Genomic DNA, 22,703 nt, shown 5'->3' on the forward strand with positions numbered 1-22,703 from the left:
AAAGCCCCGCATCTGCGGGGCTTTTTTTGTGTGCAACATCTGCCTTACAACACCAGTTTCAGTTCCCGCAACAAGGCACCCGGCAAGTTCATGCTGGCGCTACTACGACCGCCGTAGCTGCCGGCATCGGCCAGGAAGGTGGTCTCTTGGGTGAGTGCTTCCAGCTCGCTCCCCAGCATGCGGAACAGCGTGTCATCAAAGCGCATGACGTTCAGCGGGGCGACGATCTCGCCATTTTCTACCCAGAAGCAGGCAAAACGGGTCATGCCGGTCAGGCGGCCGGCGGCACGGTCAGAGTAGTTCAGATACCACAGGTTGCTTACATACAACCCGGTGCCCAGCGCTTCAAGCACCTGCGACTGCGGCAACTCGCCGCCCAGCATGCTGAACGAGGCTGCCGCTTCAGAGCCATCGGCCCCGTTGCCGGCAATGTTGTATTCCCGTGCGGTACGCGGGCTGATCAGGCTGCCGGTGAGCTTGCCATGGTCGATCAGCGCCACGTGATCAGGCTTGATAAAGCCTTCTTGCTGGAACCGCGGCGCCAGGCCGCCGACCGTGTCTTCCCGCATACTGACGAGGTCGGAAAACGACGCGCCACCTTGCAATTTGAGCAACGGGCTGCGCTTGGTGCGCATGCTTTTCTCAGAGAACCCGCCCCAGTTGAGCATGCTGATGATCTCGCCCAGCGCGGCCGGTGTCAGATAAGCGCGATACGCGCCCGGCGTGAGCGACTTGGGCGCCTGGCCCAGCAAGGCGGCTTGCGCGCGGGCCGCTTCAATCTCGGCGCGGATGGCGTGCTTGTCCCAGACAAAACCGGCGCTGCCGCGTTTCACTGCCTTGTCGCCGTGCGAATACAGGCTCCAGTCGAAGTTCCAGCTGGCGGTTTCCTGCCAGTTGCGCTGGCCATGATGATTGGCAAAGCCGTACACCACCGGCCCGACCGCCAGAATACCGACCAGATCCAGCCCGGCTGCGGCTTCGGTAATGTCGGCCACCATCTCTTCAGCGGGCGGCAACTGGTTGGCGGTCACCGCCTCGGTCGATTGCACCTGGGCCGACAGCAGCAGATGCGGGTCTTCTTCCACATCTGCCAGCGCTTCCCGCAGATCGGTCATCACGCCTGCCAGCGTGGCTTCGTCCGTGGCATTGCCCGAGAGCACGATCTTTTGTGAAATATGCTTCTGGCCGTTGACGAGGCGCACGGTCAGGTAGGCCTGCGCCACCTGCCCCGCCTGGCGTACCAGACCATGGTTGAACCGGATAAAGTCAGAGGTTTCGCCTTCCAGCCACAGCGTAAAACCCTCATCGGCCTGCAGTTGGTATTTGGCCAGATCGGCCAGCGCATAAAAATGCGTGCGCAAACTGGTTTGATGCTGGCTCATGCGCCTTCCCCCCCGAATACTTCGATATTGCCGAACACACACGCCGGGGAGGCATGCCCCACGCGAATCACCTGGTTGGGCTCGCCCTTGCCGCAATACGGCGTGCCCATGACGTCATCGGTCGCCCCGTTGCCAACAGCCTTGAGCGCGCGCCAGAAGGTGGCGGAAATCCCGCGGTAACCCGGGTTCTTCACCACGCCTTTCAACTGGCCATTTTCAATGACCTGGCCCCACTCGCAGCTGAACTGGAACTTGTTGCGCGAGTCGTCAATCGACCAGGAGACGTTGGTGTCCATCAGCACGCCGTGCTCAATGCCACCGATGAGTTCATCCAGCGTTTTGTCACCGGCTTCCACGTTCAGGTTGGCCATGCGGTCGATCGGCGCGCGGTTCCAGTTGCTGGAGCGGCTGTTGGCCACGCCTTGCACCGGCTTGCCTTCAGCAGCCGCCCGCGCCTGGCTGATGGCGCCGCCCAGCGGGCGCTCCAGCATGCCATCGCGGATCAGGAACGCCTTTTCGGCGGCGTTGCCGTCATCATCCCAGCCGTAGGCAGCAAATTCATTGCTGCGGGACGGATCGTAAGTCACATTCAGCAGCGGCGAGCCGTAACGGTATTCGCCAAACATATCCAGCGAGACAAAACTGGTGCCGGCGTAGTTACGTTCATCACCCAGAATGCGGTCCAGCTCCAGCGGATGACCAATGCTCTCGTGGATTTGCAGCATCATTTGCGAGGGCATCAGCAGCAGATCCATATTGCCGCTGGGGCAGTTGGGTGCCAGCAACAGTTGCAACGCTTCATCCGCCACGCGCTTGCCCGCGCCATACAGGCCGGACTGCGCCAGCACTTCCATGCCGCCCTGACGGCAATAACCGTTGTATTGGCCGCCCAGACTGCGGGTTTGCGAATCGCCATCGGCAAACGCGGTGGCCGACAGTGACGGAATCACCGCGCGATAGTGTTGCTCCACCGCGCCGCCGCCAGAGGTCAGATACAGCTGGCGCACTTCCAGCCGGTCCACATTGGCGCCCCAGTCAACAATGCGCTCGTCGATCTGGCAGGCGCGCGATTCATCCATCAGCAGCGCCATCAGGTCTTTGCGGTGCCAGTTCAATGGCTGGTCTGCAGTCGGCCCAAGGTAACGGCCGGTGGGATTGGGCGGGGCGATCTGGCGGTAGTCAAACACCGAGCGGTGCGCGGTGGCCAGTGCCCAGGCTTTGGCCCGCTCAAAGGCGGCGGTAATGCCGGCGTCGGAGAGGTCTGGCGTGGCGGCATAACCGTAGCCGCCTTGATGCATGACCGTGATCATGACACCGCGGTCCAGACTGCGGCCGACCGGTTGCGGAATGTTCTGGCGTACGGCGAGGCTTTCGGTTTCTTCCTCGACAAACCGCAGCGAACAGAAATCCACGCCGCTTTCGAGCGCGCGAAAGCGTTGTTCCAGGGTTTTCAACATGGTTGAGCGTCATCCTGCACACGGCTTGTGGCCGCGTGATATGGGGTTGAACAGACACGGCAAGCGTCATGCCGTACCAGTGTGGGTGTGTTTCCGGGCGCGTGGCCTGCCAGCCCGGACCATGCCGTATCTTAGATTTTCATTCCCGTGTCATCCAGTGCCAGTGCGCTTTGTGGCAAAGATGTCCGCAAGATGGGCGCAACCTTGTCCAGCAAGGCATCAAGCACCCAGCGCACTTTGAGCGGTGTCTGCGGCGCATTCGGCCAGATGGCGGCCACCGCGATCCCCTGGGTGCGCTCCGGAAAAAACAGCTCGACCAGCTCGCCGCGCTGCAAAGCCTCGGCGGCCAGCCAGCTGGGCAGCCGCACCACGCCCAGCCCTTGGCAGGCGGCCAGCATCATCACTTCCAGATCATCCAGTGCGATACGGGGCACCACCTGCACGGTCAGCGCTTCGCCGCTCAGGCCCTGGAAAGACCAATCTGCATTCTGCGCGCTGCGGCCGTAAAAAATGGCCTCTTGCCCGGCCAGTTGTGCCAGCGTGTGCGGCGTGCCATGGCGGGCCAGCCAGGCGGGCGCTGCGCAGATCAGCATGTTGTGTTCCCCCAGGGGGCGCATTTTCAGGCCGGGCGTATCAGTCAGCGGCCCGCTGCGAATGGCCAGGTCAAAGCCCTCTTCTACCAGATCCACCTTGCGGTCACTGAACGCCAGCTCCAGTTGCAGGCGCGGCCAGCGTTCGGCCAGTTCCAGCAACACCGGGGCGATGCAGCGGCGGCCAAACAACACCGGCATGGTGATACGCATGCGGCCGGTGGGCTCGCGCCGGCCCTGGGCCAGTTCGTCTTCGGCGTTGTCCAGCTCTGCCAGTACGCGCAGGCAGCGCTGGTAAAACATCTGGCCTTCGTCGGTCAGGCTCTGGTTGCGGGTGGTGCGGTGAAACAAGCGCACGCCAAGGCGTACCTCCAGCCGCGCCACGGTTTTGCCCACCGCAGAACGTGACAGATGCAGGCGACTGGCTGCCGCGCTGAAACTGCCCGATTCCACAACCTGCACAAATACGGCGATCCCGCTGAGTCGCTCCAGCCCGGCCATGCCATTGTTTCCATAAGGTCTACATTGTTGCGAATTTATAGCACAACACAGGCCGTATTTTCGCCAATACCATGACGATATCCATCCAGCCTGAGGCACTGATCATGACGCAACACACTGCAAAACAATGGCAAATGGCCGGTTTCGGCCGCGAACAACTGCAACTGGTCGATGTCCCGGTGCCGCAACCCGGACCGCATGAGGTACTGGTGAAAGTGGCGGCGGTGTCGGTCAACTTCCGTGACCATCTCACGGTGGAAAACGGCATGGGCGCAGCGCTGGCGTTTCCGTTCGTGCCGGGCTCTGACATGGCCGGCACCGTGGCGCAGGTCGGCCCGGGCGTGAAACGCGTGGCGCCAGGGCAGCGGGTTATCAATACCTTCTGGACCAACTGGCATGACACTCCGCTGCCCAAGTCTTCTACCCAGGGCAAAGCTTTTGGCGGGCCGGTGCTGCCAGGCGTCTTCAGCCAGTATCTGGTCTTTAATGAAGAAGACCTGATCCCGGCGCCGGAAACGCTGGATGACAGCGCCGCCAGTACCCTGACCTGCGCCGGGCTGACTGCGTGGAACGCGTTGATCAGCAGCGGCCATTTGCAAGCCGGGCAAAGGGTGCTGATCCAGGGCAGCGGCGGCGTGGCCCTGTTTGCCGCGCAGATTGCGCTGGGCCACGGGGCGCAAGTCATCCTCACCAGCGCCAGCGCCGACAAACGCGCCAGGGCCAAAGCGCTGGGCGTACAGCATGTGATTGACCGCACGCAACCAGACTGGCCCGACGCCGTGCTGGCAGCCACCGGCGGCCACGGCGTGGACCATGTGATTGAACTGGCGGGCGGCGATCTGACCGCCACGCTGAGCACGCTGGCCACCGGCGGGCGCATCGCCATCATCGGCGTTCTGGATGGTTTCCATCTGAATGTGCCCACGCCGCTGATGTTCGCCCGCCGCGCGCGCATTGAAGGCATTGGCGTGGGCAATCGCAAAAGCCTGCGGGAACTGGCGCAATGGCTGGATCTGAACAACATCAAACCGGTGATCGAGGCTGAATACGCGCTGGCAGACCTGCCCGCCGCGCTCAGCCACCAGCAACGCGGGCCCTTTGGCAAGGTTGTGGTGCGGATGAACTAGCCCTCGCCAACCATAAAAAAAGCCCGGCTTGATGCCGGGCTTTTTTGTTCAGGAGAACTGCAACCGGGGTCAGTCTTGCAGCGCTTCTTCCAGCGCGGCAATAAAGCGGGCGTTTTCTGCCTCGGTGCCGATCGACACGCGCAGGCTGTCGGGCATGCCGTAACCGGCAATCGGCCGCACGATCACGCCGCGCTTGAGCAAGAACTGGTTCAGCGCAGCCGCATCGCCGCAGTGGAAAGTCACAAAGTTGCCGTAGCTGGGAATAAACGGCAGCCCCAGACGGACAAAGGCATCGGTCAGTTGCTTCATGCCGGCATCGTTCACACGGCGGGATTCTTCCAGGAACGCGACGTCGTCCAGCGCGGCACTTGCCGCGGCCTGCGCCAGGCTGTTCACGTTGAAAGGCTGACGCACGCGGTTAAGGATATCGGCCACTTCCGGGCTGGTCAGCGCAAAACCGACGCGCAAACCGGCCAGACCATAGGCCTTGGAGAACGTACGCACCACGATGATATTAGGGAAGCGCTTGAGCCAGCCCAGCGTATCCGGGCGCTTTTCCGGCGCCAGGTATTCGGTGTAGGCCTCATCAAGCACGACCAGCACATGGGCCGGGCAGCTTTCCAGGAACTCCACCAGATCGCCCGGGCGGGCCAGCGTGCCCGTCGGGTTGTTCGGGTTGGCGATCCACACCACCTTGGTGTTCGGCGTGATGGCCGCACGCATGGCCGCCAGATCATGGCCGTATTCCACCGCCGGCACTTCAATGCGGGTTGCACCGACCGCCTGGGTGGCCAGGGCATACACGGCAAAGCTGTATTGCGAATACACGGCCGCATCGGCACTGGTCAGAAATGCGTGCGAGACCAGTTCCAGAATGTCGTTGGAACCGTTGCCCAGCACAATCTGATCCATGCCGACGTTGTATTTCTTTGCCACGGCAGCTTTCAGATCAAAGCCGTTACCATCCGGGTAGCGGGCCAGTTCGGCAATTTCGCGCTCCAGCGCGGCCTTGGCTTTGGGGCTGATCCCCAGCGGGTTCTCGTTGGAGGCCAGTTTGACGATGTCATCCGGGTTCAGCCCCATTTCACGGGCCAGTTCGCCAATCGGCTTGCCGGGTTGATAAGGCGCAATTGCGCGGACGTATTCGGGGGCCAGATCACGCAGAGACATCGTCTATCACCAATGCAGAGTATTGTTGGATACAGGCGCGGCGCAGACCGGCCGCGCAGCGCCATGAATTCGGGGAGCGGGTTCAGGTTTTGCTGAACAGATCCGCTTTTTGCCAGCGGGCCGGCAACAGTGGCGTGGCGGCCAGTTGCTCGACCAGCGCTGCCGGCGTATTGGCCATTTGCAGCTTGGCCAGTTCGCCATCGTGCACAAAGCCTTCGGTCACGGTCTGGCCCAGGAACTGGTACAGCGCGCTGTAATAGCCCGCGGTATTCAACAGGCCGACCGGCTTGCCATGAATGCCGATCTGACCCCAGGTGAGGATCTCGAAGAGTTCGTCAAACGTGCCAAAACCGCCCGCCATGGCGATAAAGGCATCGCCCAGTTCCGCCATGCGCGCCTTGCGGGTGTGCATGGAGTCCACCACGATCAGCTCGGTGCATTGGGCCAGCGCCAGTTCACGCTCGCGCATGAAAGCCGGAATTACGCCGATGACCTTGCCGCCAGCATCCAGCGCGGCTTCGGCCACAGCACCCATCAGGCCCACGCGGCCACCGCCGTAGACCAGCGTCAGCTCACGTTCGGCCAGGGTCTGGCCCAGTTCACGCGCGGCGGCCAGGTACTCTGGCCGCTCGCCCTTGCGGGAACCGCAAAACACCACCACTGATTTCATAGCGCAATCCAAAGTAAAGCGGGTGCCGTTTAAATGACGGCCTGCGGGTATGAACCCAGCACCTTCACAAACGCGGCGACATTGCCCAGCGCATCCAGCGCCCGCGCCACGCCAGGCTCGGAAACATGCCCTTCCACATCAATGAAGAACACGTACTCCCACAAGCCGGTGCGGCTGGGGCGGGATTCAAACTTGCTCATCGACACGCCATTGCTTGAAAGCGGCTCGACAAGCGACGCCAGCGCGCCCGGGCGGTTGGGCGCGGACACCACCAGCGAGGTACGATCCTTGCCCGACGGGCCGGTTTGCTGACCACCCAGCACCAGGAAACGCGTGGTGTTATTGGGTTCGTCTTCAATGTTCTGCGCCAGTCGGGTCAGACCAAAACGCTCGGCCGCCGCATCACCGGCAATCGCGGCGCTGTTGGGTTCCTTGCTGGCCAGGCGTGCCGCCTCGGCATTGCTGGCGACCGAAATCCGCTCCACGCCGGCCGGCAGGTTCTTGTTCAGCCATTCATGGCATTGCGCCAGGCTCTGCGCGTGCGAATACACCCGCAAGATGCCGGCAACGCCATCGCCCTTGCGCAGCAAGTGATGATGGATGCGCAGCACCACTTCACCACAGATATTGAGCGGCGAGCTGACCATCAGATCCAGCGTGCGACCCACGGCGCCTTCGGTCGAGTTCTCGACCGGTGCGACCACATAATCGGCCGAGCCCGATTCAACCGCGCGGAACGCTTCGTCGATCGAGCCACAGGCCTGGGTACTGGCGGCGTGGCCAAAATGCTTGATGGCCGCAGCCTGGCTGAACGTGCCTTCCGGGCCCAGATAGGCAATGGTCAGCGGGCGTTCCAGCGCCAGACAAGCCGACATCACCTCACGGAACAGTTTGGCGGCGGCTTCATCCGACAAGGGGCCGGTGTTCAGCGATTTGATCCGCGCCAGCACCTGGGCTTCACGTTCAGGGCGATACACCACGCCGCCACCCTTGATCTCGCCAATGGTGCGCGCGTGTTCGGCACGCTGATTCAACAGCTTGAGAATTTCCGCGTCGATGCGGTCGATTGCTTCGCGATGGCCCTTGAGCAGCTCGTCAGACATGCCCTCTCCTGTGGCAATGTTTTATTTGTTCAATATGCAAATGAATTGCATCAGGGGTGCAGTGTACCTCAGCACAAGGCACCCGACAGGCCGGCCATGTACCGGCCGGCCCCCAACACGGGTTTATGACTTGCTGCGCGCAAAGTCACGCATGAATTCGGTCAGCGCCCGCACGCCTTCCAGCGGCATGGCGTTGTAGATGGACGCGCGCATGCCGCCAACCGAGCGGTGGCCCTTCAGTTGCAGCAGACCATGCGCTTGTGCGCCTTCCAGGAAAGCGTCATCCAGCGCTTCATCCGCCAGGCGGAACGGCACGTTCATGCGCGAACGGAACGGGCGCTCTACCGGGCAGTTGTAGAAACCGCCGGAGTTATCGATGGCTTCATACAAGAGCGCGGCTTTTTCGATATTGCGCGCTTCCATCGCGCCGATCCCGCCATTGGCCAGCAGCCACTTGAACACAAGGCCGGCCACGTAAATGGCAAAGGTCGGCGGCGTGTTGTACAGCGAATCGGCGTCGGCGTGCACCTGGTAGTCCAGCATGGTCGGCGTACCGGTACGCGCCTTGCCCAGCAAGTCTTCGCGGATGATCGCCAGCGTCATGCCCGACGGGCCGATATTCTTTTGCGCACCGGCGTAGATCAGCCCGTAGCGCGAGATATCCAGCGGTCGCGACAGGATGTTGGACGACATGTCGCACACCAGCGGCACATCCACGTCCGGCGTAAACGGGAACTCGACCCCGCCAATGGTTTCGTTGGAACAGTAATGCAGATAGGCGGCGTTATCGCTGCGCTTCCAGGAGGCCACATCCGGCACGTAGGTCCCGTTGCGGTCTTCATTGGAAGCAACCACGTTGACCTTGGCATAACGGCGCGCTTCCTTGATGGCAATGCGCGACCAGTGGCCGGTATCGACGTAATCCACAACCGAGGACTCGGTAGCCAGGTTCAGCGGCACCATGCCAAAGTTGAAGTGTGCCCCGCCCTGCAGGAACAGCACTTTGTAATTGGCCGGAATATTCAGCAGCTTGCGAAAATCCGTCTCGGCTTCATGAATGATCTGGGTGAATTCTTTGCCACGATGGCTCATTTCCATGACGCACATGCCAGAACCATGCCAATCGGTCATTTCCGCCTGAACGGTGAGCAAAACATCCCGGGGCAGTACAGCCGGGCCGGAGCTGAAATTGTAGACTTGGGTCATGGTGATCCTTGTTGGCATGTCTCTCGGCCAGGAGCGGCCGGGAGGTTCATTTTATCCATCTGCGGCGAATACGGGGGAAACAGAACTGTAAAATCCGCGGCATAGCAGAGCACGTCCGCCGCGCGGTTGTTTACGGTGTGCTGCCCTTTTTGTCGCCTGACGCTGCGGCATGCCCTTTGGGCGGGAAGTCGCATTGGCAGGCTTGTTCAACAAATTCCAGCGCCTGCCGGGCCATTTCCTGGCCGTACGACACGGATTTTTGCGAGAGTCTTGGCGCCATCTCTACCATCAGTTGCCGCATGATCGTCGGCATGCTGCTCAGCGCTTTCTGGCCCGTGGGCGTGCTGTAAAAACGGTCAATATCGCCAATCTCGGCCACGGTGAAATTCTGCGCATACGCGCGAATCACCAAAGGGCGCATGGTTTCCCAACTCACGGTCTGTTCCATGAAATCACGGAAATTTGCCTGCGCCCGTTGCTGAAACAACGGCAACTGATCCAGCACGGCCTGTTGCTGCGCGCCCGTCAGCCCGGACTGGGGCAAAGCCTGACGAATGGCCTGCACCTGTGCGGCTACCGGCCCGGCACTGGCCTGCTCCAGCATCAGACCGTAGGTCTTGTCCAGATGGATATGCTCCAGCAAGCGCTCAACCGCAATGCGTGAGGCTTCCGGTATGTCCTGGGCCGGCGCATCGGCAGCGTGGGCCAACCCCGCCAGCAATGCGCCCGTCATCAAGACCGCACAATATCTTGCTGCTTTGAACATCGTGCACACTCCAGGTTCAGGTGGGCTGGCGGTCAGGAATCAGACCGGTTCAGCCAGTTCAGGCCAGCAGAAAATGCGCGCGCGCCTGGGCTACGGGTTTGGTCGGATCGTCTTGCCACGCGGTCATCAATACGTTGGCAATACGCTTGCCCTGCCGCACGATCTCGCAACGGCCGTACAGATCCTGCGCCCGGCCGCTGCGCAGGTAATCGATCGAAAAATCAATTACGCGCGGAATGCCCTCGCCCTCTCGCTGCCACATCAGATGCAGCACAGCGGCGTTTTCCAGGAAACCGCCAATCACGCCACCATGCAAGGCCGGCAAGATGGTGTTGCCAATGTTCCTGTCCTGGAACGGCAGATAAAACAAGGGCTCGCCCGCTTCTTCACGCACCTTGATCCCCAGCAGGGTCGCGTACGGAATCGCGGCAATCGCGCGGGAAAGATCATCAATGGTCTGGATATTGGCCAGTGCGCTCATGCTTGCTGCCCTCCGCTTGCGATGCCGCTGCTGCCTTTGGGCTCCATGCCGCGCGCAAATGTCGCCACACCGTGGGCTACCGGTTTTTCCGGGTCGTCCTGGTAGGCCGTTGCGCGGGTAAAGGCCACATGATCAGTCAGGCGATAGCACTCTGCCGTGCAGTACACCGGCAGATCAGGCCGCGCCGGGCGCAGGTAATCAATGCGCAAATCCAGCGTCGCCACCGGCTCCGGGCCGGACAACAAAGAATAAATGGCAGTGCCGCTGGCCGTATCGATCAGCGAGGTGACCACGCCGCCATGAATAACGCGGGTGTGCGGGTTACCGATCAGCTTCTCGCTGAACGGCAGTTTGAGGGTGATGCGGCCGCGCTCGGCATTGGCAAACTCCATGCCCAGTTCACGGCAATGCGGCAGGTTCATGAACCATTGCTGCAGTTGTTCGAAAAATACCGGTTCTTCTACCGGTAGCCACAAGCCATTCATGGTCGTCACTCCAGAGAAACACAACGCGACCGCCTGGCGGGGGTCGCGTTGCAGATTGCGGCATATCGACGGGTCGGCCCGGGAAACCCCGGGCGCCCGTCTTTACTGTTTTATTTATTTACTCTTGCTTACTCTTGCTCAGGCGGCGCAGCTTGATCGTCGGCGCCGGCTTCGGTGCTACCAGTGGCTGCGGTCTCTTCGCTCTCCACTTCTTCGTCCGAATCAGTTTCAACCACTTTTTCCAGACCAGAGAGCGACTCGCCGTCATCCAGGTTGATCAGACGCACACCTTGCGCTGCACGGCCGGTTTCGCGGATTTCCGCCACCTTGGTGCGGATCAGCACGCCGCCGGTGGTAATCAGCATGACGTCATCCGACTCCTGCACCAGCGTTGCCGCCACCAGCTTGCCGTTACGCTCGCCGGTATTGATGGCCACCACGCCTTGCGTGCCACGGCTGGTCAGGCGGTATTCGCCCACCGGGGTACGTTTGCCATAGCCGTTTTCAGTTGCAGTGAGCACCTGTTGGGTGGTGTTTTCCGGGCTGGCCACCAGCAGCGAAATCAGCTTCTGGCCTTCGCCCAGCTTCATGCCACGCACACCGCGCGAGTTACGGCCCATCGGGCGGACCTTGTCTTCGCTGAAGCGCACAGACTTGCCGGCGTCAGAGAACAACATCACCTGGTCGCCTTCAACCGCCACAGCAGCCTGATCGCCTTCTTCCAGCGATTCGTCTTCCACCACGGCCGTTTCTTCTTCGGCGCCGCCTTCTTCATCCACCACTGCACCGCCCTTGCCACGGGTCAGCGCCACACCCACGAGGTAATTACCCTCTTCCAGGTTAATCGCGATAATGCCGCGACGCATCGGGCGGGAGAACGCGGTCAGCGGTGTCTTCTTGACCGTGCCATCGGCCGTGGCCATGAACACAAACTGGTCATCGGTGAATTCCTTCACCGGCAAGATGGCATTGATCTTCTCGCCCTCTTCCAGCGGCAAGAGGTTGTTGATCGGCTTGCCGCGACTGTTGCGGCCGCCTTGCGGCACTTCATAGACCTTCAGCCAGTACACGCGGCCACGGGACGAGAAGCACAGCACGTAATCATGCGTGTTGGCGACAAACAGGTTGTCGATAAAATCGTCTTCTTTGGTCGCTGCAGCCTGCTTGCCACGACCACCGCGACGCTGTGCGCGGTATTCCTCGGTCGGGGTGGCCTTCATGTAGCCGCCATGCGTCAACGTGACCACCATGTCTTGCGGCGTGATCAGGTCTTCGAGGTTGATGTCCTCAGCATGGGCGACGATTTCAGAACGGCGTGCATCACCAAACGTGGTCTTCACTTCTTCCAGTTCGGTGCCGATGATTTCGGTCACGCGCTCCGGGCGGGCCAGAATATCCAGCAGGTCAAGGATCTTCTCCATGACTTCTTTGTACTCGGCCACGATCTTGTCTTGCTCCAGACCGGTCAGGCGCTGCAGACGCAGTTCCAGAATGGCTTGTGCCTGCGCATCAGACAGACGATAACCGTCGCGCCCCAGACCAAAGCCTTCAGCCAGACCATCCGGACGCGAGGCGGACATATCCGCGCGCGCCAGCATTTCTTCCACCAGCGGCGAGCGCCATACGCGCTCCATCAGGCTGACCTTGGCTTCCGGCGGTGTCGGCGCGGCCTTGATCAGGGCAATGATCTCGTCCACGTTGGACAGCGCGACCGCCAGGCCTTCCAGCGTATGGCCACGCTCACGCGCCTTGCGCAGTTCAAAGGCAGTACGGCGGGTCACCACCTCACGACGGTGCTTCAGGAAGCTTTCCAGCACTTGCTTGAGGTTCAACAGACGCGGCTGGCCATCAACCAGCGCCACCATATTGATACCAAAGCTGTCTTGCAGCTGGGTCTGCTTGTACAGATTGTTGAGCACCACGTCCGGCACTTCGCCGCGCTTGAGCTCGATCACCACGCGCATACCGGACTTGTCCGACTCGTCGCGGATTTCAGAAATCCCTTCAATCAGCTTGGAGCGCACCAGCTCGCCAATCCGCTCCAGCAGACGGGCCTTGTTGACCTGGTATGGCAGTTCATCGACCACCAGCGCCTGACGATCCGCACTGCGCGGAATGTCTTCAACGTGGGTGCGCGCGCGCATCAGCACACGGCCGCGGCCAGTGCGGTAACCCTCGCGCACGCCAGCCACGCCATAAATAATGCCGGCGGTGGGGAAATCCGGTGCCGGAATGAAGTCGATCAGGTCATCGACCGTCAGCTCGGCGTTGTGCAGCAGCGCCAGGCTGGCGTTGATGACTTCAACCAGGTTGTGCGGCGGAATGTTGGTCGCCATACCCACGGCAATGCCGGAGGAGCCATTGACCAGCAGGTTGGGCACACGCGTCGGCAGTACCGACGGTTCCAGTTCCTTTTCGTCGTAGTTGGGCGTGAAATCGACCGTTTCCTTGTCGATATCAGACAACAACTCGCTGGAAATGCGCGAAAGGCGACACTCTGTATACCGGTAGGCCGCAGCTGCATCACCGTCGATGGAACCAAAGTTGCCCTGGCCATCAATCAGCGTGTAGCGCAGCGAGAAATCCTGCGCCATCCGCACCAGTGCTTCATAGGCTGCAGAGTCACCGTGCGGGTGGTATTTACCCAGCACGTTACCAATCACCCGGGCGCATTTGACGTAGGCGCGGTTCCAGACGTTATTGGTGTCGTGCATTGCATACAGAATGCGGCGATGCACTGGTTTGAGACCGTCACGCACATCAGGCAATGCGCGGCCCACAATCACGCTCATGGCGTAATCGAGGTAGGAACGGCGCATTTCCTCTTCTAGGCTGACGGGAATCGTTTCTTTGGCAAAGCTTTGCTGTTCAGACATCTTGGTAGAATCGATCCGCCGTTGCGGCCCGACTGGGGCCTGATCTATAGAATGTGGAGGCCACGCGGACACAAGCGCGCGTGACTAAAACTCGCTAGAGTTTAACATGGTGTGGTTTACACACCAATTTTGACAACAGGCTGTCAAAATTTCACATTCCTTTTATTTGCGCGCGGTAAAGTTAAGCTACTAGAATGTGCGGTGTATTGGAGAATAGACTTGACATCCCAAGAGGGTCAGTTATATCCAATAGCGTCTGCACTACTAAAAACATCGCAATCGAACGATATTCAACCAGGAGAAAAAACTATGCTGTCGCTCAAGCAAACGATGTCGAGCCTGGCCGTTGTTGCGGCCTTCGGTGTTTCCGCTTCCGCCTTTGCCGCTACTGATGCATACCTGACCAACAGCACCAACGTCAAAGATGACAATCCGGAAGGCGTGGTGAAGAACGGCATCGGTGAGTGCTGGCAAACCGGCACCTGGACCAAGGAAAAGGCTGCAACGATCAAGGGCTGCCCTGGCTATGTCGAGCCGGTTGTTGCTGCTCCTGCTCCGGCCCCGGCTCCGGCCCCGGCTCCTGCTCCGGCTCCGGTAACCGTGTCCAAGCACTTCACCCTGAAGGCTGACGTGCTGTTCGAATTCAACAAGGCGACCCTGAAGCCGGAAGGCAAGGACGCCCTGGACAAGCTGTATGAACAAGTGAAGGATCTGGATCCGAAGGAAGGCAAGGCAGTTGTGGTTGGTTACACTGACCGCATCGGCAGCGAAAAGTACAACTTCGATCTGGGCTACAAGCGCGCCAAGTCCGTTGCTGACTACCTGGTAAGCAAGGGTGCTCCGGCAGACAAGATCGACGCACAAAGCCGTGGCAAGGCCGATCCGGTCACTGGCGATACTTGCGCGAAGGTCAAGAACCGCAAGAAGCTGATCGAGTGTCTGGCTCCGGATCGTCGCGTAGAAATCGACGTTCAAGGTATCCACGAAGAAACCAAGCCGGCTGCTCAGTAATCAGCTCCGGTCTGGAAAAAAACCCCGCCAGCCTGGCGGGGTTTTTTCATTTCAGGCATTTGCGCAGAACGCTTGCAGAGATGGCCTGTCTGTTGTTCTATGTCTTAATCTGCAGGAGTAGACCAATACAATGCGTATCCGGATTTTGTGCGGCGTTTTTGCCGCGTTGATCACCAGCCTTGCCCATGCCGATGCAGTTGGCGACCTGAAACAATTCCTTTCGTCCACGCATTCGCTCAAAGCGCAATTTACGCAAAGCGTGGTCGGAAAAGGAAAAACCCAGATCAGTACCGGGAATGTTGCAATCGTAATTCCTGGTAAATTCCGCTGGGAATATCAAAAGCCCTACCAGCAACTGATTGTGGGTGATGCCAAAGAAGTCTGGCTGTACGATCAGGACCTGAAACAGGCTACCTCCAAAAATGTGGCCAATGCGCTGGAAAGCAGCCCTGCCGCCCTCCTGGCCGGTGACACCGCCTGGGAAAAAAACTACACGCTCAAACCCCTGCCCGATCAGGAAGGCCTGTCATGGCTGGAGGCAACCCCCAAGCGTGATGACAGCAGTTTTGAACACATTCGCCTTGGCCTTGCCAACGGCCAGATCCAGCGCATGGACCTGTTCGACAAATTTGGCCAGACCACCCAGATCCGTTTTAGCCAGATTGTGACCAATCCCAAGCTGGATATCGGGCTGTTTCACTTCACCCCGCCCAAGGACGTAGATGTCGTTCGAGAATGACCTTTTTGCGCCAGAAAAACCCGCTGAGCCGCTGGCTGAGAAACTGCGCCCGAAAAGCGTAGAAGAGGTCGTCGGCCAGCGGCACTTGCTGGCGCCGGGCAAACCGCTGGCGCTAGCCATTGCCGCCGGGCAAGTGCATTCCATGATCCTGTGGGGGCCGCCGGGCGTGGGCAAGACCACACTGGCGCGCTTGCTGGCGGGTACGTTTGATGCCGAGTTCATCCCGCTGTCGGCCGTGTTTTCTGGCGTGAAAGACATCCGTGCGGCCATGGAACAAGCAGAGCAATATCAGTTGCGTGGCCGCAAAACCATCCTGTTTGTGGATGAAGTTCATCGCTTCAACAAATCCCAGCAGGATGCCTTTTTGCCGTTTGTTGAATCGGGCCTCGTCACATTTATTGGTGCGACCACTGAAAACCCGTCGTTCGAAGTGAACGCCGCGTTGTTGTCACGCGCGCAGGTCTACGTGCTCAAGGCGCTGACCGATGCAGAACTGGGAGAACTGGTACAGCGCGCCCTGGCCTGTTTTCCGGACCTGACCGCCACTGACGATGCCATTGCCGTCTGGACCGGTTATGCCGACGGCGACGCCCGCCGCATGCTGAACCTGATCGAACAAAGCGCCCATGCGGCGCACGCCAGCCAGATCAGCGCAATCGACGCGGCATTTCTGGAAAACGCGCTATCGCTCAACGCCCGTCGTTTTGACAAAGGTGGTGACGCCTTTTACGACCAGATTTCTGCGCTCCACAAATCCGTGCGCGGTTCCAGCCCGGATGGCGCCGTGTACTGGCTCACCCGCATGCTTGATGGCGGTGCCGATCCGCGTTATCTGGCCCGCCGCATTGTGCGCATGGCCTGGGAAGACATCGGCCTTGCTGACCCGCGCGCGGCGCAGATCACGCTGGATGCCGCCGAAACCTACGAACGCCTGGGCAGCCCGGAAGGCGAACTGGCACTGGCGCAGGCCGTGATTTATCTGGCCATCGCGCCAAAATCCAACGCCGGCTACAACGCCTACAACCTGGCGCGCGCACTCATCAACAAAGATAAATCGCGCCCGGTGCCAGAGCATTTGCGCAATGCCCCGACCAAACTGATGAAAGAACTCGGTTACGGCAAACTGTATCGCTACGCCCACGACGAGCCCGAAGCCTACGCCGCCGGCGAGACCTATCTGCCCGAGGGACTGGAAGACACCGTGTTCTATGAACCCGTGCCGCGTGGCCTGGAAGCGAAAATTGCCGACAAGCTCCGGCATCTGGCTGAACTCGATGCCGCATGGCACGAGCGAAACGGGTAGAATTGCGCTCATTCACGGGCAATACGCCCGTTTGACCCCTATTTACTGAAACCCAGTCTGACCTGACTAGAAAACGGCCAACATGCTCGACATCAACCTGCTCCGCAACGATCTGGACACCGTGGTTGCCCGCCTTGCCGCGCGCAACTTTGCTTTTGACGCCGCCACTTTCACCGCACTGGAAGCTGAGCGCAAAACCCTGCAGACCCGCACCCAGGAGCTGCAAGCCAAGCGCAATTCTTCTTCCAGGATGATCGGTGCCGCCAAGGCCAAGGGTGAAGATGTCTCCGCCATCATGGCCGAAGTGGCCAATCTGGGCGACGAAATGAAGGCCAGCGAAGTAGCACTGGCTGCGTTGCAAGAAAAACTCAACGCCTTTTTGCTGGCGATCCCCAACCTGCCGCGCGCAGATACCCCGGCCGGCAAGGATGACAGCGACAACGTGGAAGTGCGCCGCTGGGGCACGCCGCGAACCTTTGATTTTGAAGTCAAAGATCATGTCGATGTCGGCACGCCGCTGGGTCTGGATTTTGAAACCGGCGCCAAACTCTCCGGCGCACGTTTCACGGTGCTGCGCAGCGGCATTGCCCGCCTGCACCGCGCACTGGCGCAGTTCATGCTCAACACGCATACCGAAGAACATGGTTACGCCGAAACCTACACCCCGTACATCGTGAACCCGGAAGTGCTGTACGGCACCGGCCAGTTGCCCAAGTTTGCTGAAGACATGTTCCGCGTGGAAAAAGGCGGCGAAGACAACCCGGTCACGCAATATCTGATCTCTACTGCCGAGATCTCGCTGACCAACACCGTGCGCGACAGCATTCTGGGTGCAGACGAGCTGCCGGTGAAACTCACCGCGCATTCGCCGTGTTTCCGCTCTGAAGCTGGTTCTTACGGCCGCGATACGCGCGGCATGATCCGCCAGCACCAGTTCGACAAGGTGGAAATGGTGCGCATTGAGCACCCGGAACAATCCGATGCTGCCCTGGAAGAAATGGTGGGCCACGCCGAAGCCATTTTGCAAAAGCTGGAACTGCCCTACCGCGTTGTGCGCCTGTGCGCTGGCGACATGGGCTTTACTGCGGCCAAAACCTTCGATCTGGAAGTCTGGCTGCCGGCGCAGAATACCTATCGCGAAATCTCCAGCTGTTCCAACTGCGAAGCTTTCCAGGCCCGCCGCATGCAGGCACGTTTCCGCAACGAAGCCGGCAAGCCGGAACTGGTGCACACGCTGAACGGCTCAGGCCTGGCGGTAGGCCGCACTCTGGTTGCGGTGCTGGAAAACTATCAGAACGCCGATGGCAGCGTGACCGTGCCGGCCGTGCTGCGCCCGTACATGGGTGGGCTGGAAAAAATTGCGCTTTAAGCGAATCTTTCCTCATAAAAAAGCGCCGGATATCCGGCGCTTTTTTATTGCCGCCAATCTGTGGCTAAACATAAATGGCGCGACGCGATTTGCTGCATTTTTTACGCGTGAGGGAATTTGCTGACACAATTTGCGTCAAAGCACTGTTTGCACAAAAGTAACTTCCCATAATAACGAGTTGTCTTTGCAAGAGGGGCGACCGACATGTCACACATCTCGATGTGGTTTATCGCTGCACTGGTGCTGGCCGGGCTGGAAATGCTCACCGGTACGCTTTACATGCTGGCCATTGCCTGCGGTCTGGCCGTTGGCGGCATTTCTTCCCTGATGGGTATTTCTTTTCCGGCGCAGATCATTGTGGCGTCGATCAGCGCGGTACTGGCTGTGGGCTTGCTGCACAGCTGGAAACTCAAGCACCAGATCGCCCCCGTAGATACCGTGCAGAACCAGCTTGATCTGGGGCACCGGGTTACGGTGGATGAATGGCTGGACATGCGCCACGCGCGCGTGCGCTACCGGGGCACCATGTGGGATGCGGAAATTGCCGATACGCGGGTACCGCAAAATGCGCCCAGTTATTTCATTACCGGGCAGCGCGGCAATATTTTGCTGATTGATATCCTGCCGCCGGCACAGGCCTGAGTTTTTACAGCTTTTTTACAGGGTATCGCCAACAATTGATTTGCCTGGCGGCATGTTCGTCCATTCCTGATTGAACCCGCCGGCAAAGGAATTACACTTGAACCCGCCCTGTTGATACGCCATGCCGCAATATCACTTGATTGTCTGCTGACATATCAGTTTCAGATAAACCGTAAAACCGTAATTACAGAACCCAATCAGGGGAAACATATGCCTTTTGCAATTGTATTGCTGGTCATTGTCATCATCTTCATTGCCAAAACATTCCGCGTCGTGCCCCAGCAGGAAGCATGGATCCTGCAACGGCTGGGCCGCTTTCACGCCGTGCTGCAACCTGGTCTTAATTTTGTGGTGCCCTTTGTGGATTCGGTGGCCTACAAGCACAGCCTGAAAGAAATCCCGCTGGATGTGCCCAGCCAGATTTGTATTACCCGCGACAATACGCAACTGACGGTTGATGGCATTCTGTATTTCCAGGTCATGGACCCGAAACTGGCGTCTTATGGTTCATCCAATTACATCATTGCCATTACGCAACTGGCGCAAACCACACTGCGTTCGGTCATCGGCAAGCTGGAAATGGATAAAACCTTTGAAGAGCGCGACGAAATCAACCGCGCCGTGGTATTGGCGCTGGACGAAGCCGCCACCAGCTGGGGTGTGAAGGTACTGCGTTATGAAATCAAGGATCTGACACCGCCCAAGGAAATCCTGCACGCCATGCAGCAGCAGATTACGGCCGAGCGGGAAAAGCGCGCGCTGATCGCGCAATCGGAAGGTATTCGCCAGCAACAGATCAACCTGGCCACCGGTGAGCGTTCTGCGGCGATCCAGAAATCCGAAGGCGACATGCAAGCGCGCATCAACCAGTCTGAAGGTGAAAAACAGGCCGCGATCAACCGCGCCCAGGGTGAAGCCGAAGCATTGCGCCTTGTGGCTGTGGCAACCGCCGACGCCCTGCACGCCGTGAGCCAGGCCATCAACGAACCCGGCGGCATGGAAGCCGTGAACCTGAAGGTGGCACAGCAATACGTGGAAGCCTTTGGCAATATCGCCAAACAAGGCAATACGATGTTGCTGCCGGGCAATGCGTCTGACATTGCCAGCGCGGTCGCCATGGCAACGTCGGTGATCAAAAAGACCAGCTGATCTGTGGCATGTGAAATGTGCGGAGTGTGCGGCGGGGTTTGCCGGGTGCTCCGCGCCATTTCACGCGCTACTCCCTGCATATATCTCACAACTTCGTCATTGCGGACCTCGGCGGCGCCCTTGGCCGGAATGCAGTTCTGAACACCTGAGCCGTGGGCGCTAACGCTCAGGTGCTCGCCCAGGAAAGCCCACCCGCGGCGGGCGGGCTGGATTCCTGCCTGCGCAGGAATGACGAGCCAGGGGTATGCACGTTTTTCCGTCCCTCACGCCTCACGCCTCACGCCTCACGCCTCACGCCTCACGCCTCACGCCTCACGCCTCACGCCTCACGCCTCACGCCTCACGCCTCACGCCTCACGCCTCACGCCTCACGCCTCACGCCTCACGCCTCACGCTTTGTCCGCCTTCCCCGCTGCTGCGGCAAACCGGGCCAGCCAGTTATCCAGTGCGCGCGGTTTGCAGCCGTGGTCTTCTGCCATCTCCTTGCGGCGGATGGCGTCGCGGACGGCCAGTGATCCAAGGTAACGCACGGGCTCAGGCGGGAAAAAGCCCAACGGCCCTTTGACCAGACCGCTGCGCGTCCACACGTTGTCCTCGCCGCGCACCAGTGCGGCAAGTATCTGGCCGCCCATATAGCTGGGGCCCACGCCGTTGCCGGAATACCCGAAACCGTAGACGATGTGCGGGTGGCCATTCAGATGACCAAAAAACGGCAAGCCCGTCACCGAGCGATCCGATGCGCCATTCCACGATGCGGCCAGCGGGACGTCATGCCAGGCCGGGAACATGCGGCGCAGCGCTTTGTGCAGTTGTTCCTGATAGGCGCTGGGCTGATCAAACGAGGGCAGCATGCGGCCGCCCCAGGCAAATGTATTGCCGCCTTTGCCCAGCATGATCCGGCCATCCGGCGTGCTGCGGTAGTAATAAACAAAGGTGCGCGAATCCATTACTGCCGTGCCGTGATCCAGCCCAGTGTGCTCCAGCAGGCAGTCACGCGGTTCGGTGATGATCATGTCGCTGGAGACAATGGCAATGCTGCGGGCAAATTGCGCAAAGCTACCCGCCATCCAGGCGTTCATGGCCAGCACCACCTTGCCTGCCGTGATGCGTCCACCCGGTACGATCACCTGTGGCGGGTGGTGTTCCAGCACGCTCAGCATGGGCGTGTGTTCATGGATGCGCACTCCCATTTGCCGTGCCACGCGCGCCAGCCCGCGCACCAGCAAACCTGGCTGCAATGAGCCCGCAGCCGGTGAGAACCAGCCTTCCTGATGCGCCGCAGAACCGGCATGGCGCTGCACTTCCAGGGCATCCCACTGCGTCCAGGATGAGATACCGCGCTCGGCCAGCGCCTGCATGACCGGGTTCATCATGCCTTTCTGGGCGTCGTTGGTTGCGGTGTACAGCGTGCCATCCAGCCGCACATCCGCGTCAACGCCGTGCGCTTTGCAAAAACTGGCGATCTGGTACACCGCGTCTTCCGACGCCTGCACAAGGCGACACGCTTCAGCCTCGCCATATAACCGCTGCAGGGTAAAAAACTTGCTGGACCACGTCAGCAAACAGCCCCCGTTGCGGCCCGATGCCCCGGCGCCGCACAGGTCTTTTTCGATGATCAGCACGTCCAGTTCAGGCTGGGCCTGTTTGAGCTGGATGGCCGTCCACAGGCCGGTGAAGCCGCCGCCGACAATGCAGACATCGGCCGTGGCTTCACCTTGCAGCGGCACGGGCGCCGGGCCGGGGTCGCGGGTCAGCGCTTGCGCCAGCCAGAACGGCCGGAACGGCGCGGGCTCATTCAGTGTGCGCGGCAAGACCGGGTTGGCCGCTGCAGTCACGGACGCTCTCCACGCGCGCGGCGGGCAGCGATGTCCTGCAACACCGGCCACAGGTCCGCCACGGTATCGATCACGTAATGCGCGCCCGCTGCACGCAGTTTGTCTTCGGCCGGGGCTTTACGGGCGGCACGTTCTGCTGAGGACAAGGCATGCCACTCGGCCGAGGTCAGGCCGACTTCATTGCCGCTGGCCGACAAGCCGACCGTCCACATCCCTGCTCGCAAACCTTCCGCGATGCCGGGCACCGTGTCATCGACCTTCACACACGCGGCGACGTGATTGATGGCCAGATCAATCACGCATTGCAACGCCATCCACGGGCCCGGACGGCCACCGGCTTTGAGGTCATCCGCGGCGATGGCGCAATCCGGCGTATAACCGGCGTCTGCGGCAATGGGCAGCAGCGCGTTCATGACCTGGCGCGGGTAGCCGGAGCACGAACCGATCTTGATGCCGTGGCTGCGCAGCAAGCCGGCCAGTTCCAGCGCGCCGGGAATCATCTGCGAGTAATGCCCCACGCGCTGCAGTTGCAACGGCATGAACGCGGCATACAGGGCGTCGATATCTTCGGCGCAAGCTGCGCGGCCAAAGCGTTCTTGCCAGCGCGGCGCAATGGCCGGATCTTTGGCCAGGGCCTCAATGTGCTGCCACTTGCCCACACCCATGGGGCCGCGGGCTTCATCCAGTGTGAGCGGAATATTGAAGCCATTGAACGCCTCGACCAGCACCTGGGTCGGCGCAAAAGAACCGAAGTCCACCATGGTACCGGCCCAGTCAAAAATAACGGCTTCAACGTGTTGCGCAATGCTCATGACATGTCTTCCTGAAAATGAATCAGTGG

The 22,703-nt window shown here is 60.2% G+C and carries 20 protein-coding genes; 7 read left to right on the forward strand and 13 right to left on the reverse strand.

Going from position 1 to position 22,703, the window contains the following annotated elements; all coding sequences use genetic code 11:
- Nucleotides 1-44: 44 nt before the first annotated feature.
- The 3 genes from IEX57_RS06965 to IEX57_RS06975 all read right to left on the reverse strand — a co-directional run bounded on the left by IEX57_RS06965 (nt 45) and on the right by IEX57_RS06975 (nt 3,930).
- Nucleotides 45-1,382 (reverse strand): TldD/PmbA family protein, encoded by a 1,338-nt coding sequence (locus IEX57_RS06965; RefSeq protein ID WP_229708889.1) that lies wholly within the window; start codon nt 1,380-1,382, stop codon nt 45-47.
- A complete protein-coding gene (locus IEX57_RS06970) occupies nt 1,379-2,839 on the reverse strand; it encodes a TldD/PmbA family protein (protein WP_188703573.1) in 1,461 nt (486 codons plus the stop codon). The genes IEX57_RS06965 and IEX57_RS06970 overlap by 4 nt, the downstream gene beginning before the upstream one ends.
- A gap of 131 nt (nt 2,840-2,970) precedes the next feature.
- Nucleotides 2,971-3,930, reverse strand: a complete 960-nt coding sequence (locus IEX57_RS06975) for a LysR family transcriptional regulator (protein WP_188703574.1) — start codon at nt 3,928-3,930, stop codon at nt 2,971-2,973.
- 104 nt (nt 3,931-4,034) lie between these two features.
- Here IEX57_RS06975 and IEX57_RS06980 point away from each other — a divergent pair, with 104 nt between their 5' ends.
- Nucleotides 4,035-5,057 (forward strand): zinc-dependent alcohol dehydrogenase family protein, encoded by a 1,023-nt coding sequence (locus tag IEX57_RS06980; protein ID WP_229708891.1) that lies wholly within the window; start codon nt 4,035-4,037, stop codon nt 5,055-5,057.
- A 69-nt stretch (nt 5,058-5,126) separates the two neighbouring features.
- Here the strand turns inward: IEX57_RS06980 and hisC are convergent, their stop codons facing one another.
- The 8 genes from hisC to gyrA form a co-directional block, all read right to left on the reverse strand.
- On the reverse strand, nt 5,127-6,227 hold the full coding sequence (gene hisC, locus IEX57_RS06985; protein ID WP_188703575.1) for a histidinol-phosphate transaminase: 1,101 nt from the start codon (nt 6,225-6,227) through the stop codon (nt 5,127-5,129).
- 82 nt (nt 6,228-6,309) lie between these two features.
- Nucleotides 6,310-6,897 carry an LOG family protein gene (locus IEX57_RS06990; protein ID WP_188703576.1) on the reverse strand — a complete coding sequence of 196 codons (588 nt, stop codon included), beginning with the start codon at nt 6,895-6,897 and terminating at the stop codon, nt 6,310-6,312.
- A 29-nt stretch (nt 6,898-6,926) separates the two neighbouring features.
- Nucleotides 6,927-8,000 carry a prephenate dehydratase gene (gene pheA, locus IEX57_RS06995; protein ID WP_188703577.1) on the reverse strand — a complete coding sequence of 358 codons (1,074 nt, stop codon included), beginning with the start codon at nt 7,998-8,000 and terminating at the stop codon, nt 6,927-6,929.
- Nucleotides 8,001-8,123: 123 nt separating this feature from the next.
- The gene (serC, locus tag IEX57_RS07000; protein ID WP_188703578.1) at nt 8,124-9,206 is read right to left on the reverse strand and encodes a 3-phosphoserine/phosphohydroxythreonine transaminase; all 1,083 of its coding nucleotides are present in this window, start codon (nt 9,204-9,206) and stop codon (nt 8,124-8,126) included.
- Nucleotides 9,207-9,336: 130 nt separating this feature from the next.
- Entirely contained in the window at nt 9,337-9,972 is a 636-nt protein-coding gene (locus tag IEX57_RS07005) for a DUF2059 domain-containing protein (protein ID WP_188703579.1), read from the reverse strand.
- 58 nt (nt 9,973-10,030) lie between these two features.
- Entirely contained in the window at nt 10,031-10,453 is a 423-nt protein-coding gene (locus tag IEX57_RS07010) for a PaaI family thioesterase (protein WP_188703580.1), read from the reverse strand.
- Entirely contained in the window at nt 10,450-10,938 is a 489-nt protein-coding gene (locus tag IEX57_RS07015) for a PaaI family thioesterase (RefSeq protein ID WP_188703581.1), read from the reverse strand. The genes IEX57_RS07010 and IEX57_RS07015 overlap by 4 nt, the downstream gene beginning before the upstream one ends.
- Nucleotides 10,939-11,066: 128 nt before the next feature.
- Nucleotides 11,067-13,829 carry a DNA gyrase subunit A gene (gene gyrA, locus IEX57_RS07020; protein WP_444544641.1) on the reverse strand — a complete coding sequence of 921 codons (2,763 nt, stop codon included), beginning with the start codon at nt 13,827-13,829 and terminating at the stop codon, nt 11,067-11,069.
- Between the two features lie 204 nt (nt 13,830-14,033).
- On the opposite strand from gyrA, the gene IEX57_RS21335 reads away from it, so the two are divergent.
- The 6 genes from IEX57_RS21335 to IEX57_RS07050 all read left to right on the forward strand — a co-directional run bounded on the left by IEX57_RS21335 (nt 14,034) and on the right by IEX57_RS07050 (nt 20,027).
- Nucleotides 14,034-14,825, forward strand: coding sequence for an OmpA family protein (locus IEX57_RS21335; RefSeq protein WP_308433857.1), 792 nt, complete (start codon nt 14,034-14,036; stop codon nt 14,823-14,825).
- A gap of 130 nt (nt 14,826-14,955) precedes the next feature.
- Nucleotides 14,956-15,564, forward strand: a complete 609-nt coding sequence (gene lolA, locus IEX57_RS07030; protein WP_188703583.1) for an outer membrane lipoprotein periplasmic chaperone LolA — start codon at nt 14,956-14,958, stop codon at nt 15,562-15,564.
- On the forward strand, nt 15,548-16,867 hold the full coding sequence (locus IEX57_RS07035) for a replication-associated recombination protein A (RefSeq protein WP_188703584.1): 1,320 nt from the start codon (nt 15,548-15,550) through the stop codon (nt 16,865-16,867). Before lolA ends, IEX57_RS07035 begins: the two co-directional genes overlap by 17 nt.
- An 82-nt stretch (nt 16,868-16,949) precedes the next feature.
- Nucleotides 16,950-18,236 (forward strand): serine--tRNA ligase, encoded by a 1,287-nt coding sequence (gene serS, locus IEX57_RS07040; protein ID WP_188703585.1) that lies wholly within the window; start codon nt 16,950-16,952, stop codon nt 18,234-18,236.
- Between the two features lie 204 nt (nt 18,237-18,440).
- Complete coding sequence (locus IEX57_RS07045) at nt 18,441-18,878, forward strand: NfeD family protein (protein ID WP_188703586.1); 438 nt, start codon at nt 18,441-18,443, stop codon at nt 18,876-18,878.
- 210 nt (nt 18,879-19,088) lie between these two features.
- Nucleotides 19,089-20,027, forward strand: coding sequence for an SPFH domain-containing protein (locus tag IEX57_RS07050; protein ID WP_188703587.1), 939 nt, complete (start codon nt 19,089-19,091; stop codon nt 20,025-20,027).
- 389 nt (nt 20,028-20,416) lie between these two features.
- On the opposite strand, the gene IEX57_RS07055 is transcribed toward IEX57_RS07050, so the two are convergent.
- Nucleotides 20,417-21,862, reverse strand: a complete 1,446-nt coding sequence (locus IEX57_RS07055) for an FAD-dependent oxidoreductase (protein WP_229708896.1) — start codon at nt 21,860-21,862, stop codon at nt 20,417-20,419.
- Complete coding sequence (gene phnX / locus IEX57_RS07060; protein WP_188703588.1) at nt 21,859-22,674, reverse strand: phosphonoacetaldehyde hydrolase; 816 nt, start codon at nt 22,672-22,674, stop codon at nt 21,859-21,861. Before phnX ends, IEX57_RS07055 begins: the two co-directional genes overlap by 4 nt.
- Nucleotides 22,675-22,703 lie beyond the last annotated feature (29 nt).

Origin of the sequence: Silvimonas iriomotensis (assembly GCF_014645535.1) — a bacterium.
GTDB classification, from domain to species: Bacteria; Pseudomonadota; Gammaproteobacteria; order Burkholderiales; family Chitinibacteraceae; genus Silvimonas; species Silvimonas iriomotensis.

What these genes read in the sequence shown, in the direction of transcription:
- IEX57_RS06965 (WP_229708889.1), bottom strand. Translation starts at nt 1,382, where the DNA reads ATGAGCCAGCATCAAACCAGTTTGCGCACGCATTTTTATGCGCTGGCC.
- IEX57_RS06970 (WP_188703573.1), bottom strand. Translation starts at nt 2,839, where the DNA reads ATGTTGAAAACCCTGGAACAACGCTTTCGCGCGCTCGAAAGCGGCGTG.
- IEX57_RS06975 (WP_188703574.1), bottom strand. Translation starts at nt 3,930, where the DNA reads ATGGCCGGGCTGGAGCGACTCAGCGGGATCGCCGTATTTGTGCAGGTT.
- IEX57_RS06980 (WP_229708891.1), top strand. Translation starts at nt 4,035, where the DNA reads ATGACGCAACACACTGCAAAACAATGGCAAATGGCCGGTTTCGGCCGC.
- hisC (WP_188703575.1), bottom strand. Translation starts at nt 6,227, where the DNA reads ATGTCTCTGCGTGATCTGGCCCCCGAATACGTCCGCGCAATTGCGCCT.
- IEX57_RS06990 (WP_188703576.1), bottom strand. Translation starts at nt 6,897, where the DNA reads ATGAAATCAGTGGTGGTGTTTTGCGGTTCCCGCAAGGGCGAGCGGCCA.
- pheA (WP_188703577.1), bottom strand. Translation starts at nt 8,000, where the DNA reads ATGTCTGACGAGCTGCTCAAGGGCCATCGCGAAGCAATCGACCGCATC.
- serC (WP_188703578.1), bottom strand. Translation starts at nt 9,206, where the DNA reads ATGACCCAAGTCTACAATTTCAGCTCCGGCCCGGCTGTACTGCCCCGG.
- IEX57_RS07005 (WP_188703579.1), bottom strand. Translation starts at nt 9,972, where the DNA reads ATGTTCAAAGCAGCAAGATATTGTGCGGTCTTGATGACGGGCGCATTG.
- IEX57_RS07010 (WP_188703580.1), bottom strand. Translation starts at nt 10,453, where the DNA reads ATGAGCGCACTGGCCAATATCCAGACCATTGATGATCTTTCCCGCGCG.
- IEX57_RS07015 (WP_188703581.1), bottom strand. Translation starts at nt 10,938, where the DNA reads ATGAATGGCTTGTGGCTACCGGTAGAAGAACCGGTATTTTTCGAACAA.
- lolA (WP_188703583.1), top strand. Translation starts at nt 14,956, where the DNA reads ATGCGTATCCGGATTTTGTGCGGCGTTTTTGCCGCGTTGATCACCAGC.
- IEX57_RS07035 (WP_188703584.1), top strand. Translation starts at nt 15,548, where the DNA reads ATGTCGTTCGAGAATGACCTTTTTGCGCCAGAAAAACCCGCTGAGCCG.
- serS (WP_188703585.1), top strand. Translation starts at nt 16,950, where the DNA reads ATGCTCGACATCAACCTGCTCCGCAACGATCTGGACACCGTGGTTGCC.
- IEX57_RS07045 (WP_188703586.1), top strand. Translation starts at nt 18,441, where the DNA reads ATGTCACACATCTCGATGTGGTTTATCGCTGCACTGGTGCTGGCCGGG.
- IEX57_RS07050 (WP_188703587.1), top strand. Translation starts at nt 19,089, where the DNA reads ATGCCTTTTGCAATTGTATTGCTGGTCATTGTCATCATCTTCATTGCC.
- phnX (WP_188703588.1), bottom strand. Translation starts at nt 22,674, where the DNA reads ATGAGCATTGCGCAACACGTTGAAGCCGTTATTTTTGACTGGGCCGGT.